Below are 18,575 nucleotides of genomic sequence, written 5' to 3' on the forward strand. Positions count from 1 at the left end.
CTTTATGCATAACAGGTTACGACTTCAGCAAGTGAACGGATGGCATATCCCATGAACTTCTTAAACTCAGCATTAGATTGCCCTATAGCCCCCTCAGAAATATTAAGCGCAATAGAATCTACAGCTCTTCGCAATTGAGATGAAAGGTTATAAAATTCCTCCTTAGGAAATTTACCACATAGTCTATTTATATTTTCACCCAACTCCATTGCTCTTTGCCATATTATCAGGTTTCCAATAAAATCCATTCCTTATTTACTTCCGTATCCGGACTACTATCTTCTAAACTTCGGTCTTCCAACTACCGTCCCTACTCCAGCCACGACTTATAATAACTCTCATCCGCTATAGCCATCGCCTCTTCAGTAATCATCAGCGGCTTAAAGGTATCTACCATAACTGCAAGCTCCTGAGTATCTTTTTTTCCAAGGCTTCTTTCCATAGCTCCAGGGTGTGGACCATGAGGAATACCCGCAGGGTGTAGGGAAATATGTCCTGCCTCGATATCATTTCTGCTCATGAAGTCGCCATCTACATAGTAAAGCACTTCATCAGAATCAATATTGCTATGATTATAAGGAGCAGGAACAGCCTCAGGGTGGTAATCATAAAGTCTCGGCACAAAAGAGCAGACAACAAATGCGTCAGTCTCGAAAGTCTGATGTACCGGTGGCGGCTGATGTACCCTACCCGTGAGTGGTTCAAAATCATGAATTGAAAATGCATAAGGATAGTTATAACCATCCCAACCTACTACACTGAAAGGGTGACGGGCATACACCATATCAAACAGGTCTCCCTGCTTTTTCACCTTTACAATGTAGTCTCCTTTGTTATCATAAGTTTCCAGCTCTGATGGTCTTCTGATATCTCTCTCACAAAATGGCGAGTGCTCTAATAACTGTCCGAACCAATTGCGGTACCTTTTAGGAGTATATATTGGCCTATTAGATTCAACAATAAAAAGCCTGTTATCTTCAGTATCAAAATCCATGATATAGATCATGCCTCTCGGTACCAGGAGGTAGTCACCATACTTAAAATCAATGTTACCCATAAAGGTCCTCAACTTACCTGACCCTTTGTGCACAAAGATCAACTCATCAGCATCAGTGTTTTTATAGAAATAATCCCTGATTGACTTTCTGGGTGCAGAAAGAATGATGGAAACATCACTATTAACCAGTACAGCCTTTCTGCTATCCAGGTAATCATCTTCGGGTCTGATCTGAAAACCACGCAGCCTGTATGACTGGATATTGTTTTCCCTGGCGATCTTTGGGGCTACTGACTTCTTGTTCAGTATCTCCTTTACCTGGGTAGGCCGGTGCTCATGGTACAATAGTGATGACATGCCGTCGAACCCTATAGTACCAAATAGTTCTTCATAATAGAATGACCCATCCGGCTTTTTGAAAGTCGTGTGCCGCTTATGGGGGATTTTTCCAAGTTGGTGATATATTGGCATAACGCTTTGTTGTTTAGGTTAAACTAACTGTTTTAAAGCTATTTCGAAAGAAGTGCTGGCGATGTTTGTCTTCTCTTTATTAACTGTATATGCTTTCTCCAATGCCTTGCGAATGATTTCAGAAGTATCATTAAAAATAGCCTCATCTTCCAGACTCACTTCATCACTCATCAGGTAAGCAAAGACTCTCGCCATACCGCAGTTAGCAATAAAATCGGGAATAACTGAACACCTCTGATCTGCAAAAAGACCAATTGGGCCGAAGAATATTTCCTTATCTGCAAAAGGTACATTAGCTCCACATGAGAACACCTCCAGGCTAGACGCAATCATTCGGTCTACCTGATCTTTGGTAATCAGTCTTGATGCCGCTGCGGGAACGAATATTTCATAGTTCATATCCCAGATTTTTTCGTTGATCTTGTCAAAAGGGATTATATTATCAGCAACGAGTTGGTTACCCTTTCTGTTCAGGAAAAAGGCCTTTATCTCATCAAACGAGAAACCATCTTCGTTAATAACACCACCTTCACGGTCGATAATTCCAACTACTTTAACGCCCATTTGAGCCAGATAGAAACCAGCAGCTGCACCTACATTTCCCCACCCCTGAATTACAGCTCTTTTAGAGGCAATATCTCCCCCCCAAATGTCATAGTAATGTCTCAAGGCCTCAGCAACACCATAACCGGTGATCATATCCGCTACGGTATATTTCCTGGATAGCGATGGCGTATATTTCTCATCTTCCAATACTTTGATCACCCCGTGTCTCAGCTGACCAATACGGTTAATAGTCTGCGCTTCTGAAGGTTTGAAATGTCCTGAAAACACCCCTTCCTGCGGATGCCATACGCCATTACTCTCCGTAATGGGAATTACTTCGTGAATCTCATCCACATTAAGATCACCACCTGTACCATAGTAATTCTTTAATAAGGGCTTAACTGCAGCAAACCATTTTTTAAGTACCTCTGATTTTCTGGGATCATTAGGGTCGAAGTTTATACCGGATTTGGCACCACCAATGGCAGGCCCGGAAACAGTAAACTTAACTTCCATGGTTTTTGCTAATGACTCAACCTCTCGCTTATCTAGTCCCTTACGCATCCTGGTGCCTCCACCCGCAGCGCCACCTCGCAGTGAGTTAATCACCACCCAGCCTTCCGCTCCGGTTTCATCATCATACCATTCAAAAACCACTTCAGGCCTTTTATTTTCAAACTTCTCAAGTAATGCTTTCATCAATGTTTTGGTAATTTTTATACTCTAATATCAAATGTCGTATGTTAACAATGATTTACATCACAAAACCCTGCAATTTTTCCTTATTCTGGTGTTTTCATATTTTTAAACTTAATATTGCAGATGATTATTCTTTTCAAGAACAAAAAGCAGTCTAAAAAAGAAAAAACACATTACCATGAATATTAAATTGGATGAAACTGATATAAAAATCCTGGATATACTTCAAAAAGAGGGGAGAATTACAACCAAGGCACTAGCCGACAGGCTCAAACTTTCCACCACACCCGTCTATGAAAGGGTCAAACGTCTGGAACGAGAAAAGGTCATTGACAAATATGTAGCACTCCTCAATCAGAAGAAGCTGGACATTAAGCTAACCGTATTCATCTTCATCAGTTTAAAAAACCATACACGATCATACCTCGAAAGCTTCATTGATGAGATGAATAAATTTGATGAAGTCACTGAGTGCTATCATGTTGCCGGAGGGTTTGATTTTTTCCTCAAAGTAATCATCAAAGATATGGAGGCCTATGAAGCTTTCTTGTTGACTAAATTATCAGTGAACACCAACATAGCCCACGTGCAGAGTTCGTTTGTACTGTCACGTAGTAAACACTCGACAGCCCTTCGAGTCAGAAAATAAGATCATCAAGCGCCCTCTCAAACTGCTTATTTTTGACCTCCGAAAGGTCAGCAATTGGGTTTAATTTCATAATTTTGCAGACTTAATTTTTTAAAGCAACCAGAAAACATATGTCACTTTCAACTAAGTATGACCCGACTGCGGTAGAAGACAAATGGTACAAGCACTGGATGGACAATAAATTTTTCCATTCTGAGCCCAACCCCGATAAAGAACCATACACCATCGTCATTCCTCCTCCAAACGTCACAGGTGTGCTGCACATGGGCCACATGCTTAATAACACCATCCAGGATATATTGATCCGAAAAGCTCGTATGGAAGGTAAGGAAGCTTGCTGGGTACCTGGAACGGACCACGCTTCCATCGCTACGGAAGCCAAAGTGGTGGCTATGTTAAAAGAGAAGGGAATAAATAAAAAGGACCTTACCCGAGAAGAATTCCTGAAATATGCCTGGGAATGGAAAGAGAAGTATGGAGGCATTATACTGGAGCAGTTGAAAAAGCTCGGAGCTTCGTGCGACTGGGACAGAACTCGCTTCACCATGGAAGAAAGCCTTTCTGAAGCTGTAATAGAAGTATTTGTAGACCTTCATAACAAAGGCCTCATCTACCGTGGCGTAAGAATGGTAAACTGGGACCCTCAGGGAAAAACTGCACTGTCAGATGACGAGGTTATCCATAAGGAGGTACAGTCAAAGCTGTACTATGTAAACTATAAAATAGAAGGCGAGGACACCTTCCTAACCGTAGCAACTACGAGGCCTGAAACTATATTGGGTGATACTGCCATATGCATCAATCCTAATGATCCAAGACACCAACACCTGAAAGGCAAAAGAGCATTGGTGCCTTTGATCAACAGGTCAATCCCGATCGTCGAAGATGATTACGTGTCTATGGAGTTTGGTACAGGTTGCTTAAAAGTAACACCTGCTCATGACATCAATGACTACGAGCTGGGGATCAAGCACAATCTGGAGTCTATCGATATTCTTAATGATGATGGTACACTCAATGAGAAAGCTCAGCTATTCGTAGGTGAGGACAGGTTTGTTGTAAGAAAGAAGATATCTAAGGAGCTTGATGCTATTGGGCAACTTTCGAAAGTTGAAGATTACACCAATAATGTAGGCTTCTCAGAAAGAACTAACGCAGTAATAGAGCCTAAACTTTCTATGCAGTGGTTCCTGAAAATGGAAGACATTACAAAACCTGCATTGGAAAATGTGATGAATGATGAAATTCAGCTCATTCCGCCGAAATTCAAAAACACCTATAGCCACTGGATGGAAAACGTTCGTGACTGGTGTATTTCTCGTCAGCTGTGGTGGGGACACCAGATCCCGGCATACTACTTGCCCAATGGCAAGTATGTGGTTGGTGTTACCAAAGAAAAAGCATTTGAAAAGGCCAAAGAGCTTGACGCTAATATAACCATAGACCAGCTTACTCAGGATGAGGACGTACTGGACACATGGTTCTCGTCATGGCTATGGCCAATTTCTGTATTTGACGGATTCAAAAATCCTGATAATCCGGATATCAACTATTACTACCCTACCAATGACCTGGTAACGGCCCCTGAAATATTATTTTTCTGGGTGGCACGTATGATCATTGCAGGGTATGAGTATAAAGGTGAAAAACCTTTCAAAAACGTATATCTGACGGGTATCGTAAGAGATAAGCAGGGCAGAAAGATGTCCAAGTCATTAGGCAATTCACCTGACCCAATAGAACTTATCAAAGAGTATGGCGCTGATGGTGTTAGAACAGGTATGTTGTTCAGTTCTCCTGCAGGTAATGACCTGCCATTTGATGTAAAGCTTTGCGAGCAAGGCAGAAACTTTGCTAACAAAATTTGGAATGCATTCAGGCTAGTAAAAAGTTGGGAAGTAGATGAGAACCTGGATGGTGCGCATAATGAAGCTCCAATCGCATGGTTCCAGGCTCGTTTCGATCAGACTTTAACGGAAGTTGAAGATCACTTCTCGAAATTCAGGATCTCTGATGCTCTGATGTCGACCTATAAGTTGATATGGAATGACTTCTGCTCATGGTACCTGGAAATGGTAAAGCCGGAATATCAAAAGCCTATTGATCCGAAAACCCTGGAGAGTACGATCAATTTCTTCGAGAAACTGATGAAGGTGCTTCATCCGTTCATGCCTTTCATATCGGAAGAGCTATGGCACGAGTTAAAAGAAAGAGACAGCAAAGACTGCATCATAGTAGCTGAATGGCCAAAAGCGGGTCAATACGACAAGAATATACTTGCTTCTGCTGAGCAGGCTTTTGAGATCATTACCAACATCAGGAATATCCGAAACTCAAAGCAAATCTCTCTAAAGGAGTTGCTTACACTTAAAATAAAGTCTGAGAACTTTGATCAGTTTAGCACTTTTACCTCAGTAATGCTTAAACTGGCCAACCTTGAAACAATCCAGTCTACAGATCAAAAAGAAGATAATGCTGCAAGCTTCGTTATAAAAGGTGATGAATTTTTCATTCCATTGGCTGGAAGCATTGACTTGGACAAGGAGCGCGAAGAGCTACAAAAAGAGCTGGAGTACACCCGAGGCTTCCTTACATCGGTTGACAAAAAGCTCAGTAACGAGCGCTTTGTAAACAATGCACCTCCTCAGGTAGTGGAGATGGAAAAGAAGAAAAAGGCCGATGCAGAGGCAAAGCTAAAGGTGCTGGAAGAGAGTTTAGCAAAAATGTAAATAGAGAAAAGCCCGTGAAATTAAAATACGGGCTTTTTTTATTGTTATTGAATTTGGAGTTTCTAACCTTCCATAGTTCCTTCCTTTTTGGTTTGAAAATTATCGATATCCAGAGACATTACCATAGCCCCTACAGAAGTAATTTATACCCTTCCTGAATACTACCACCCACTCTCCAGGCATCTAATTCTTCCGGGAGCTTCTCATACAGGTCGTGCCATTTCAAGTAATCCTGAAGAGCTATATCCATTTTTTGTTTAGTTATTTTTTGTTGCTCCACATTGACCTTCTGCTTTTCAAATATTTGAGTGGCAAGTTGCTTATACTTAGCTACGATATCCCTATAATCCTGCTCTAACCTTTCTTTTTGCAATTTCAACTGTGTTCTCTCCTCACTTTCCTCGTCCCCCATTTGATCAAATTTCTGCTTTACCGGCCTATATTTACCCTTGACCTCCTCCAGTTCCATCTCTTTATCCATTGGCAACATCTCTCTGTCAAATTTCAGGCTTTGCATTTCATTTTTAATTATAGCAAACTGCGCTTTCAACTGAAAACAGAGGAGTTTCATTTCTTTCATGGTCCGAATAGTATGCACCCTCAACTTAGATTTCTTACCATACAAACTTTCGTACCAATGCATAGTCTCTAAAAGTTCAGTTGTTAAACCGTCCTTTGGAAGTGCCATAGGTTTAGTGAGTGCTATTTGCACAACATTTTCATCCACATGCTCTCCGTTCATCACCATTTCCCCTAATATCTCTTGTTTATCAAGACCGAATGCCGCCAACATGCGGGCTATACGAAAGAATTGCTCTCCATGACGTGCTTCGTGAAATACGGTATCAGCAATTTGAGCCATAGTATCTTTATCTATGGTTTCTTTTTCAAACATAAGCTCATTAAGCTCCATACTCCATTCCTTTTCACTAAACTGTCCATAGGAGTCTTCATCCTTTCTCTTTAAAGTATATGTAATTGGGGGTACACCTACCTGAACCAATGCTACATTGACCGCTTCCATGATCTTCATCGCTCGCTGGTTTGTATCTTTTTGCCCCCATTCGTTCTCTAACTCCTTGGCCTTACCCAGATACTCCCCCTTATCCAGAGCTTCCATCCCTGTAGACTCTACCTGCTCATACTCCTCAACCTCTTCAGGTGTAATAACACTTGAATCCAGGTGGGCACCAATATCAAAACTTACAACACTATTCTCTTTCCAGAATTGATAATCTTTTTCCTGATTCTCAAGAGCCTCATAATCATCAATGTTGCCCAGTTTAATTGCGTCAGGCTTTACTATTTTATAGTACATTTTTCCGGATTCTTTAATGTAAAACCACTGCACCCCATCAATAGGCTGGTCCCATGCCAACACAGGGTCACCACTATCTACCCATTTCATCTGCGCAACGCCATGACTAATGCTAGCAAAAATTCCGGATGTTATATCTGAAGGTGACGAAGCATTTGCTGACTTTAATTGCAGACTCCTATCCCCCATCTCATCAGCTTCTTTTTCCAAACCTTTATCATCATTAATTTTCAAGCCACCTTTCATCTGCAGGGTAGGCATCACCCTACCTTGCTTCTGCTGTACCACATGCCAGGCTTCATGAGGCAAGTGCTGCTCCTGCCCTGGTCCAACATGGATATCCGTACCCTGAGCATACGCATGGGCCTTCATTTGCGTAGGCTTGGAAGAGTTAAAATGCACTTTGACGTCATCCATGGAATAACCGGACAATTCTTCAACCCCTGATTTCAAGTCATCCGGAAGTCCCGTTTTGTTCTCGGTTTTGGAGGGTAGCTGCACTGCCTTACCACTATTGGTCGATACCTGCAATTGCACCGTGGTGTGCGACTGGCCCTGTCCCAGATTGTCTGCAAATTGAGAATTTGCGTTCAGCCCATTGTTATTATCAAAATTTGAATCAAGACTACTCCTACCCAGGTTCATCCTGTTTACCGAAGACTTACTGTCTTTAACACCGGAAAATTGATCGTTCATACTTACTTGGTTTAGGGTGTTTGATGAATGGCTCTCAATGGTCAATCATCAAGTTTGGCTGTTTTAATTTTATAGAACATATCAAAAACAACTTCTGCAGTAGGTAGCCAATCATCAATTCCTTGATTTCTTGGAAGCCTCCTCAACTCCATAACTGCCAGCTTTTCTTTGGTATCAGCATCTTCATCCAACTGGTTTTGTTCACCCATTGAAGATGATGCACCTGAAGTTTTTACTTCCCTATATTTAGTTTTCAGATCATAATTTCTTACTACCATTGACTTGCTACCTGCAGAAAGCAAATCAGCCTCAAAATTCTTTTCATTTATTTTAGCCCCATGCTCCTTGGCGCTTTCCACATCACTATGAACCAAAGGCAAATCGACAGTACTTTTATTCTCAAGCTCAATTTTAGCGCTTGGTGTCCCCTCAATAATTGACTTTATCCAATCCACTCTCGTAAGCTCTTCCCCCGATGGTTCATCCTTATTTCCAAACCCCTTAGCAAATAATTGCCCATCATCCATGAGCGCAGCCTCCAACACAAATTCAGGGGTAAAAACTTCCTTTTCATGCTCATTTAGTTGCTCGTATAGCTTTTTAATATTGGTGCGAGACATGATTGGGGCTATTTGCTTAGAATAACTGTAAGTTTCTCCCTGACTAGCCCCAACTATCATATAGTTCAAAACCAAAGTCAGAAGCCCCTGAAGCTTCTTAAGGTTTACATCTTTTTCTTTCAGAAGCTTTTTAACAGCTATTTCAGCCCGATAGTGCGCATGAAATAATGATGGTTGATCAACCGAATTCATTCCGCTAATTGAATAAGGCGCATCATCGGGGTTAACATCAATCTCTTTTAGGGGATCTACCTGACTTCGAAAGACATCCCAATGCAGTTCATATCCCTCTAACTGTTCCTTCAAGATTTCTTGAAAATACTCCTCTTCGTTAAATTCATCCTCTTCTACTTCTGTTTTGTTCTCAGTTTCATCAACTGCCAGCTCTTCGAGTTCCTTTAGCAGTTCTGAGTCATCCTCGCTATTTTCAAATGCTTTCTTGACGCTTTCAAGAGTAGGTTTTTCTATTGCAGGCTGCTCTATTTTCCATTGGCCCTTATAACCATGCGTGCCTTTTTGAAGATGGGGAAATGCAGATCTGAGCGCAAACTCATACAGCATAGGAAGCTTTTCCAGCGTAACGCCGCCTGTCGCTTGTGGTGCTGACTGGATTGCAGCTGAGGTGATAGCATCACCACTAATCTTCACCTTTTTTTCTTTTACTTTTTTTGCCCCTCCAAGATCAGGGGCTACATTTTCCAGCAAAATTGGATCATCTTTACTATCTCTGCTATTGGCAGCTTTCTCAATACTCTTCGCCCATTTAGTAATTTCAAGAACTGTCTCAAGCAACCCTTTCTTTCCTTCTTCATTGGTATCGAACGGCTCTGTAACAAACTCTATGGCACTGCTATCTGCTTCAATTTTCCATTTTCCATTATTCGCCCTAAACAACTCCACATGGTAACCTATGGTGCCTTCATCTTCAGTCCTTACATCAACATTGGTTTCGTACTCCATACCTACTCTTCTTTGAATCGGAGCATTGGAAGTAGCCTGACCTATGGAACCATTATTAACTGGAGCAAAACTCCCATTCAATGCCTTAGTCCCCATCACATCAGCTTCCTTTTCCAGTGCAGGTTCATCATTGATATCCATTTTGCTTTTCATCTGTAGGGTGGGCTTCACTCTCCCCTGTTTCTGCTGCACTACATGCCATGCCTCATGGGGAAGATGCTGCTCCTGACCTGGTCCAACATGGATATCTGTACCTTGAGCATAGGCCAAAGCTTGAAATTGAGCAGGTTTATTTGAATTATAATGTACCCTTACATCATCCATTGAATACCCGGAAAGTCCTTCAATACCTAATTTCAGGTTATCAGGCAGCCAGGTTTTGTTCTGAGATTTGGAGGGTTGATTGAAGGAATTGCTATTCTCACTTAACTGGTTTTGAGCCGAAGTCTGCTGAGTGGCAAATTGAGAAACCGGGGAAACCGAATTTAAATTATCAGCAAAATGATTTCTCGCATCAAGATTACTTCCAAATTTGGAGTCAAGACTACTGCTGTTTTGCTTCAACCTATTTACAGAAGACTTGCCATCTTTTGAACCTGTTAATTGATCATTCATATCATAGCTGGTTTGTACGAAGATTACACATGCCCCGACGCTAAAATCATCTGGTTTAGCTGCCTTTTGCAAACCTGCCTAATACCATACATCCTATTATAACAGTGCCAATTCCAGACTATATCCCTGTTTATCAACACTCCTACTGGTGATATTAAATATTAAAAATATCACATTTATTTAAGTTAGGTTAACCTCAATATAACCAACAACTGTCCATATTAGAGTAAATACGGGTTAATTAAAGCCTACTAAAACTGATGAAATCAAACTTAAGATAAGCAATTGCCAAACAAATTACGTCACTAAAACTTAAGCCATATGGAAGGAAAAACACATCTAGCAGAGAGTCAAATGGTTATATGCCATTTTTTTTGTAGTATCCCAATTAATAATTATTCAACAGACTAACCTCTTAAAAGTTAAGCTTACTTCCAAAGTTAATCAACAGCCCTACTTTTAGGTAATTTAACGCTTGCGCCAAATACACATCTTCCAATTGGATAACAGCTTTAGTCTCAACCGAAACTTTTCCTTTACTCTGACAAATGTCAAATCATTCTGCTTATTTCACACGAATGTTACGCAATGACCCATTATTTTTTTAGACAAGCCTAACAATTTTTAACCTACTAATAAGACAATTAAAGCTATAACCTTATAGCACTTGTTTTAGACTTATTGACCAAATCCACTCATCCCCTTCCTGAAACCCTCATTGCCATACGCTTCCATCATTTCTCTTTCGTTTGAATCCCTTTGATTTAGCATTGCAGTTATAGTTCCTACATATACAGCCAATTTTTTCAGCTCATCTTTTTTAAATCTATTACGCTGCGAATTATCAGAAACAACCGGAATAAGGTTTCTCATTTCCATCACAAAACCCTCTTTATTCAACTCATGATCCGTAGGTGCCTCCCATTGCGACTGCTGGGTGGAGGCGTCGTAATAATAATCTTTATTAGGATTATCAACATCATCAGGCCCCGTGTTGTACTTGCTCCACTTTGATACTTTTTCAGGCCCCATTACTCCACCTGAAGACTCCAAAGCCCCAAACTTCCTTGTTACACCATCTTTATCTTTTGTGAAAATATTGGTAATGAAATCCTTACAACTGACATTACCACTACTTGAGTCCGGATTCATTTGTTCATCCGGGGTATTTCTAATCGCCTTTGAATCGGTACGACCTGTTGTAGCCAATATTAACTGGACAATTTTATCCAACGCACCTCCTACTTGCAAAAACTGTTTTTCCTCATCACTCAAAAGCTTCTTCCTGATATCTGATAAATCAGTTCTGGACATAATGGCTATCATGTTCTTATCCAGGCATTTTCTATACCCTCCGGTGGGCATTCCCGTATTAGGATCTCTATCAAGAATATAAAATACTTTTCCCATCCTGAGGTATTGGCACATAAGTATAATAAGCCCTTCAAGCCTGCTAAGCTTTCCTCTCCAAAGCAAAGATTCAAGTGGCTTTTCCCATGTAGATTCCTCGTTTTCTTTCGAGTAATACTTTCTGTTAGGTTTGGTACCCTTCACATCCCCCTGAGGCCCCACATAAATAATTTTAGTTGGCTTCTCCCACTTTGATTCTTTTGTCGTAGAGTTATAGTAAAATTTTGTGTAGGGCTGTTCATCTTTTACGTCATTATCGGGTCCGACATATACTTGTTTAGTTGGTTTTTCCCATTGAGACTCCTCAGTGGTAGAGTTATAATAATATTTCTTCCCTTGCTCTGTTTCATATTCGCCCCATCCGTCCGCTAGCACATCTTTTAAAACATAACGCGCATCGAGGTCAGTGGAATCTTGCTCAATCCATCCGTCTTCCAGCCCCTCAGTCTCCTTATAACGTTCATCTGGTGTCTCATTTTCAACCCAGCCATCCTGTAACTTTTGCCCAAAGACAACCTCAGGAAGGCGCTTGGTTATAGTTCTCCCATTAGCCACCGAAGCAAGCAGTTCAAATTTGGCCCGATCACCTTCATTAGGAAGCCCTATGCGGTTGGAGGAATCTTTCACTTTGACAGGAGTAGAAAAAGGACTGGTAATATAGTCGTCCGTATTAGTAGAAAATGGAGCAATTCCGCCTCCCATATCCTTAACCTGCCCTACATTATCAGAATGATGCTTAAGTTTAAATGGAATTTGACGATCATGAAAGGTACGTTTTTCATCCCATGCAGTAGGGTCCTCTACATCCTGATCTTCGGTAGGAGCTGCCATTCCTATCATATGCTCCATAAATGCCCCCAACTGTGAAATATCCAAACCAGTTGTTACCTGCACGGAACCTGTAGCCTCCTGCTCTGCCGAATCATGACCTACATTAGCCTGATCTCTAGCAGGCACCAGTCCAGGTATATTAATAGCGGGTTGTCTTGTGGATTTATCAGAATCAAGCTTATCCATCAATTCACCTGTTTCCTCCACCGCATTCATGAATCCTTGCTGACCTGATTTTGTTTCCACCTCATAGGGGTCAGTAACCACTTCAATAATTGACGCGTACCTTTTATAAGTAACCGGAGAAGGTTCATTTTCCTGCCATGCCCCCCCATTACTATACTGATACTTCCCATTTACATATCCATTCCACCATCCCTCTGGTGCCTGCTCCTGCGCATCTCCGATATTGGACTCATCTACATCGAGGTTAAGGGTTTTATATTTCCCGAATTTAGCTTTCTCAGGGATAGCATGCCCCCACTCATCTATAAAAACTTTTAACTCAACCTCCATCCCCATCTTTGGTTGAATTACAGCCTTAAATGAAGTAACACTGCCCGTTAAGGAAGAATTACTATTCAGGTCACCTACATCATCCGCTCCTCCTGAATGTGAAGCAGCTTTCGCCCCCATTGTATCAGCTTCCTTTTCCAGTGCAGGATCATCATTAATATCCATTTTGCTTTTCATCTGTCGGGTAGGCTTCACACGTCCCTGCTTCTGCTGCACCACATGCCAGGCCTCATGGGGAAGATGCTGCTCCTGCCCCGGCCCTACATGGATGTCTGTACCCTGAGCATAAGCCAGGGCTTGAAGCTGAGCGGGCTTGTGGGAGTTGTAATGCACCTTTACGTCATCCATTGAATACCCTGAAAGGCCTTCAATACCTGATTTTAGATTATCAGGAAGTCCGGTTTTGTTCTTTGCGTTGGAGGGTTGCTTAGAGGAGCTATTATTCTCTCCAGTTTGATTTTGAGCAGCAATTTGCTGGGTAGCTAATTGAGAAACCGGGAGAACCGGATTTACATTATCAGCAAACTGTTTTTTTGCATCAAGGTTGCTTCCGAATTTAGAATCAAGACTACTGCTGTTTTGGTTCAACCTGTTTACTGAAGAATTACCACCTTTTGAACTTGTTAGTTGATCATTCATCTTATTGCTGGTTTGGGCAAATATTAAATATACCCCCCAACGATCAGATCATAAGGTTTGGTTGCCTTTTGCAAATCCGCTGAAGCTCATTTCTACATTATCACAGCCAACAGTAACACAAGCCACTAGCAATCAATCAAATAAAATTCAAGTTATTTTTTTCACTTACACAGGTTTAGTGATCTCAATCTACTCACCCCAGCATTAAACCAATTCTCTCCAGGCAGTAATTAAAACCTCGCCGCCATCAACAAGCTCAAATCCTTATGTTTCAATCCAAACTTCCGGGCAATAGGCTCATTGGTAAGGCTCCCTTTATAAGTATAAACACCATTCATAAACCATTTATGGGCAAATATCATTTCTTCTATTCCTCCCTCCTCTGCTGCTCGCAGGATAGTTGGCGTAAAGATATTGCTCAAGGCAGTGGTGGCAGTATAGGCAACTCTTGAAGCGATATTAGGCACACAATAGTGGATAACATCATATTTTCTAAAAATTGGCTGTTTAAAAGTGGTGAGTTCCGAAGTCTCTACACATCCCCCCTGGTCTATAGAAAGATCAATAATGACCGAGTCCACTTTCATGTCGGCGACCATTTCCTCCGTTATCACATAGCGGTTACGACCTTTCTCAACCCTGAGTGCACCTATTACTATGTCAGCATTTTTCAGGCATTCAGTTAGGGTTACAGTATCAATAGTTGATGTATATATCTGCTGCCCAAGTGTATGTTTTATTCTTCTCAGCTTATAGATATGGTTGTCAAAGACCTGCACTTCAGCCCCCAAACCTATGGCAGCTCGGGCTGCATACTCTGCCACGGTACCAGCTCCTATAATCACTACTTTGGTTGGAGGCACTCCGGTAATACCACCGACTATCACTCCCTTTCCTCCGTTTGAACTGCTGAGATATTCGGCAGCAATTGACATTACCGTATTTCCGGCTATTTCACTCATAGCCCTGATAATAGGGAAACCTCCTACCTTATCCTCTATGAATTCAAAGGCTAGTGCGGTTATATTCTTTTTATTCAATGCCTTAATATAATCAGGCGACTGACTTCCCATTTGCACAGCAGATATCAGTCCTTGCCTGGGCTTCATCAGCTCTATTTCCTCCAACGTAGGTGGCTCTATCTTCAGAATAATGTCGGCTTTATAAATCTCTTCAGAAGAGTAAACAATCTTTGCCCCAGCCTCACTATATTCCTTATCAGAAAATTTCGACCCCTCCCCCGCTTTGGTTTCTACCCAAATCTCATGGCCATTATTTACCAACAATGCCACCGAGTCGGGCGTAAGGGTAATTCTCTTTTCCTGAAGAGATATTTCATTAGGCAGGCCAATAAAAAAGGAATGTCTATTTCTTTTTACGGGCATCAATTTTTCCTGTGGATATAGGCTGGACTCTTGTGCTAGCTGCGCGAAGCCTGATTTATCTTTCTTAGTCATACCTGGCCAAATCTATTAACCGTTTTACGGGATCTAATATGGTTATTTCAATTTTCAATTTTCTATCAGGAAGCAAGCCTTCAACTTTTGAGGGCCATTCTACAAAGCAATAATTGCCCGAGTAGAAATACTCCTCTGCCCCTATATCCATAGCCTCCTCTTCATCTTTTATCCTATAAAAATCAAAATGATAGAAGGTCTCTCCCTTCGCATTCTGATATTCATTTACTATGGAAAATGTAGGGCTATTAACATTGTCTTCTACCTCAAAAGCCTCACATATTGCTTTTATTAACGTGGTTTTCCCTGCCCCCATTTGTCCTTCAAAGAGCCAGACATTATACGCTTTCCCAAAAGAAATAATGCGTCTGGCAACTTCATTCAACTGCTCCAAACCATCACATTCCAACTGAAGTCGTGACAAAGTACTATCTACCATGTTTCGAATTTAGTGAAATTATTGGAATTATCATTTCCTCCATTGACACACCCCCATGCTGAAAGGTATCCTTATAATAATTTACATAGTAGTTGTAGTTATTAGGATACGCAAAAAACTGATCTTCGGTAGCAAAAACATACGTGGAAGAAACGTTAATCTTGGGCAAGTGAAGGCGTTCCGGCTTAAATGCTTCCATTATTTTATCCGCATGATCATACCCTAGGTTTTTACCCTGCTTATACCTGAGATTAGTGTTTGTATTTCTATCTCCTACTATTTTAAAAGGGCGCTTCACCCGGATCGTACCATGATCGGTGGTGACTATCAGTTTTCCTCCGGCTTCAGCTATTAACCTCAGTGCCTCTATTAATGGTGAGTGCTCTATCCAGGACTTTGTAATAGACCTATAAGCAGACTCATCAGGAGCCAGCTCCCTGATCATAACCATATCGGTGCGTGCATGGGACAGCATATCCACAAAATTGTATACAATAACGTTCAGATCGTTATTCATCAGATTCCTCACATTATCTACAAGCTGTTTTCCCTCACTGATCTGCTTTATCTTAGTATAGCTAAATTTTATATTAAGGTTATTCCTCCTGATCTGCCTTTCAAGAAACTCATCTTCATGATTATTTTTCCCTTCTTCCACATCTTCACCAACCCAGAGATCCTTATGTTTCTGGGACATCTCCAAAGGTAGCATCCCTGAAAAAATCGCATTTCGGGAGTATGCGGTAGTTGTAGGCAATATTGAATAATAGGTATCCTCTTCTTCAACAGTAAAAAGCTCTAGTATGGCAGGCTCAATAATTTTCCACTGGTCATATCGTAAATTATCAATTACCAGGAAGAAAACCGGCTTACCCTGCCCAAGTTGAGGAAACACTTTCTTCTTCATCAACTGATGAGAAAGGAGTGGTTTTTCAGCATTAGCATCATTTAACCAATCTTCATAGTTTTCGTTAATAAACTTGGCAAACTGATTGTTAGCCTCATCCTTTTGCATATTAAGAACTTCAGCCATGCTTTTGTTCTCCGTTTCATCAATCTCGAGTTCCCAGTATATCAATTTCTTATAGATCTCTGCCCACTCTCTATGGCTAAGGTCATCATTAAAAGCCATGCTGATATTGCGAAACTCCTGTTGATACGACAGGTTGGTCTTTTCCGTGATTAGTCTCTTATTTTCCAGTATCTTCTTGACCGAAAGTAATATCTGGCTTGGGTTAAGAGGCTTTATAAGATAGTCTGCTATTTTTGCCCCGATCGCCTCTTCCATGATCAGCTCTTCTTCACTTTTGGTGATCATCACCACAGGCAAGTTGGGTCGCAAAGATTTAATCTGGGTCAAAGTTTCCAGACCCGACATCCCTGGCATGTTCTCATCGAGAAAAACTACATCAAAATGTCTCTCCTCACATTGCTCCAGTGCATCGGCTCCACTATTTACCGGGGTAATATCATAGCCCTTATTTTCCAAAAAAAGGATATGTGGTTTAAGAAGGTCTATTTCATCATCTGCCCATAAAATATTATATCTCTGCATATTCGTATTATCCTGATAATTAATTGAGTTATTAGCTTAACTGGTTAATAACTCCTCTTGTTTTTCTTTATTTTAATGTATCTATAATTTCCTATTGCCTATTTTTGTCACTTGCTTCACAACAAGCATCAAAAAAACAACAAATTTCTTTTATCACGTAACGGAATAATCGCAGAATAGATTGAACAAAAGAAAAATTTTCAACGATCCCGTATATGGCTTCATCAATATAAAAAGCGACCTGATTTTTGACATCATCGAGCAACCCGTTTTCCAAAGGTTAAGGCGTATCAAGCAACTCGGGCTGACGGACCTGGTTTACCCCGGCGCCCTTCACACCCGCTTTCACCATGCCATTGGGGCGATGCACCTGATGACCCGCGCATTGGATAACCTCCGCAGCAAGGGCATTGACATCAGTGATGATGAATATGAAGCCGCACAAATAGCCATTCTGCTTCATGATATTGGCCACGGACCGTTTTCACATGCCCTGGAATTTAGCCTTCTTCAAGGGATAAAGCACGAAAGCCTGTCCTATTTACTAATGAAGCATCTCAATTCCAAATTTAACAACAAACTTGAGTTGAGTTTAAAAATATTTCAAAATACCTATAAAAAATGTTTCCTACACCAACTAGTATCCAGCCAGTTAGACATGGACCGTCTGGACTATTTAAAGCGGGATAGTTTTTTTACAGGGGTTTCAGAAGGTGCCATCGGCCTCGACAGGATCATTAGCATGCTCAATGTAGTGGATGATCAGATCGTTGTTGAAGAAAAGGGTCTCTATAGCATTGAAAACTTCCTCAATGCACGGCGCCTCATGTACTGGCAGGTTTACCTTCACAAAGCCTCCGTAAGCGCCGAAAAAATGCTGGTCAACCTTATCATTAGAGCCAAAGATCTGGCACTTAGCGGACATGATGTTTTTGCCAGTGAAGCACTAAAAACGTTCTTAACAGGACAAAAGACACTGGAAGATTTCCAGCAGGACAACGACCTTATTTCCACTTACGGCATGCTGGATGACTATGACATCTGGGGTGCTATTAAGATATGGCAGCATAGTAGCGACAAAATCCTCAGTTCATTGAGCACACAGCTACTTAACCGCGAATTATATAAAATCAAGCTCACCAATGACCCACTGAGTAAGGACGAGCTTAAAACACTGCGAAATAAAATAGCTGAGAGTTATAATATTGTAAGAGCGGACGCACGCTACTTTTTTGCTTATGGTGAAGTAACCAATAAAGCATACATTGCAGAAGGACAGTCAATCAATATCTTAACTAAAAAAGGAAAAGTAATAGACATTGCAGAGGCTGTAGATTTACCTAATATCAAGGCTATCAGCAAAATTGTTAAAAAATACTATCTATGCTGCCCCAAAAATGTATCTTTGTGAAAATATAAATCGAACTA

The 18,575-nt window shown here is 41.1% G+C and carries 13 protein-coding genes; 3 read left to right on the forward strand and 10 right to left on the reverse strand.

What is annotated here, in order from left to right; all coding sequences use genetic code 11:
• Positions 1–2: 2 nt before the first annotated feature.
• From JMN32_RS06540 to JMN32_RS06550, 3 genes are all read right to left on the reverse strand, one after another.
• Positions 3–248: a four helix bundle protein gene (locus JMN32_RS06540; protein ID WP_202855506.1), complete on the reverse strand. Its 246-nt coding sequence runs from the start codon at positions 246–248 to the stop codon at positions 3–5.
• 62 nt (positions 249–310) lie between these two features.
• The gene (locus tag JMN32_RS06545; protein ID WP_202855507.1) at positions 311–1,468 is read right to left on the reverse strand and encodes a homogentisate 1,2-dioxygenase; all 1,158 of its coding nucleotides are present in this window, start codon (positions 1,466–1,468) and stop codon (positions 311–313) included.
• An 18-nt stretch (positions 1,469–1,486) separates the two neighbouring features.
• Entirely contained in the window at positions 1,487–2,713 is a 1,227-nt protein-coding gene (locus JMN32_RS06550; protein WP_202855508.1) for a Glu/Leu/Phe/Val dehydrogenase dimerization domain-containing protein, read from the reverse strand.
• A 178-nt stretch (positions 2,714–2,891) separates the two neighbouring features.
• Here JMN32_RS06550 and JMN32_RS06555 point away from each other — a divergent pair, with 178 nt between their 5' ends.
• Both JMN32_RS06555 and JMN32_RS06560 read left to right on the forward strand, forming a co-directional pair.
• Complete coding sequence (locus JMN32_RS06555) at positions 2,892–3,362, forward strand: Lrp/AsnC family transcriptional regulator (protein WP_202855509.1); 471 nt, start codon at positions 2,892–2,894, stop codon at positions 3,360–3,362.
• Between the two features lie 110 nt (positions 3,363–3,472).
• Positions 3,473–6,091, forward strand: coding sequence for a valine--tRNA ligase (locus tag JMN32_RS06560; protein ID WP_202855510.1), 2,619 nt, complete (start codon positions 3,473–3,475; stop codon positions 6,089–6,091).
• 130 nt (positions 6,092–6,221) lie between these two features.
• Here the strand turns inward: JMN32_RS06560 and JMN32_RS06565 are convergent, their stop codons facing one another.
• The 7 genes from JMN32_RS06565 to porX form a co-directional block, all read right to left on the reverse strand.
• Entirely contained in the window at positions 6,222–8,105 is a 1,884-nt protein-coding gene (locus JMN32_RS06565) for an eCIS core domain-containing protein (RefSeq protein ID WP_202855511.1), read from the reverse strand.
• Between the two features lie 41 nt (positions 8,106–8,146).
• On the reverse strand, positions 8,147–10,300 hold the full coding sequence (locus tag JMN32_RS06570; RefSeq protein WP_202855512.1) for an eCIS core domain-containing protein: 2,154 nt from the start codon (positions 10,298–10,300) through the stop codon (positions 8,147–8,149).
• Positions 10,301–10,715: 415 nt separating this feature from the next.
• Entirely contained in the window at positions 10,716–10,790 is a 75-nt protein-coding gene (locus JMN32_RS27275; RefSeq protein WP_317191766.1) for a hypothetical protein, read from the reverse strand.
• Between the two features lie 188 nt (positions 10,791–10,978).
• On the reverse strand, positions 10,979–13,696 hold the full coding sequence (locus JMN32_RS06580) for an eCIS core domain-containing protein (RefSeq protein ID WP_202855513.1): 2,718 nt from the start codon (positions 13,694–13,696) through the stop codon (positions 10,979–10,981).
• Between the two features lie 230 nt (positions 13,697–13,926).
• On the reverse strand, positions 13,927–15,153 hold the full coding sequence (locus tag JMN32_RS06585) for an alanine dehydrogenase (RefSeq protein ID WP_202855514.1): 1,227 nt from the start codon (positions 15,151–15,153) through the stop codon (positions 13,927–13,929).
• Entirely contained in the window at positions 15,146–15,592 is a 447-nt protein-coding gene (gene tsaE / locus JMN32_RS06590; RefSeq protein ID WP_202855515.1) for a tRNA (adenosine(37)-N6)-threonylcarbamoyltransferase complex ATPase subunit type 1 TsaE, read from the reverse strand. The genes JMN32_RS06585 and tsaE overlap by 8 nt, the downstream gene beginning before the upstream one ends.
• Complete coding sequence (gene porX / locus JMN32_RS06595; RefSeq protein ID WP_202855516.1) at positions 15,582–17,147, reverse strand: T9SS response regulator signal transducer PorX; 1,566 nt, start codon at positions 17,145–17,147, stop codon at positions 15,582–15,584. The genes tsaE and porX overlap by 11 nt, the downstream gene beginning before the upstream one ends.
• A 181-nt stretch (positions 17,148–17,328) precedes the next feature.
• On the opposite strand from porX, the gene JMN32_RS06600 reads away from it, so the two are divergent.
• Positions 17,329–18,558, forward strand: a complete 1,230-nt coding sequence (locus JMN32_RS06600) for an HD domain-containing protein (RefSeq protein WP_202855517.1) — start codon at positions 17,329–17,331, stop codon at positions 18,556–18,558.
• Positions 18,559–18,575: the final 17 nt, after the last annotated feature.

This window comes from Fulvivirga marina (assembly GCF_016775155.1).
GTDB lineage: Bacteria > Bacteroidota > Bacteroidia > Cytophagales > Cyclobacteriaceae > Fulvivirga > Fulvivirga marina.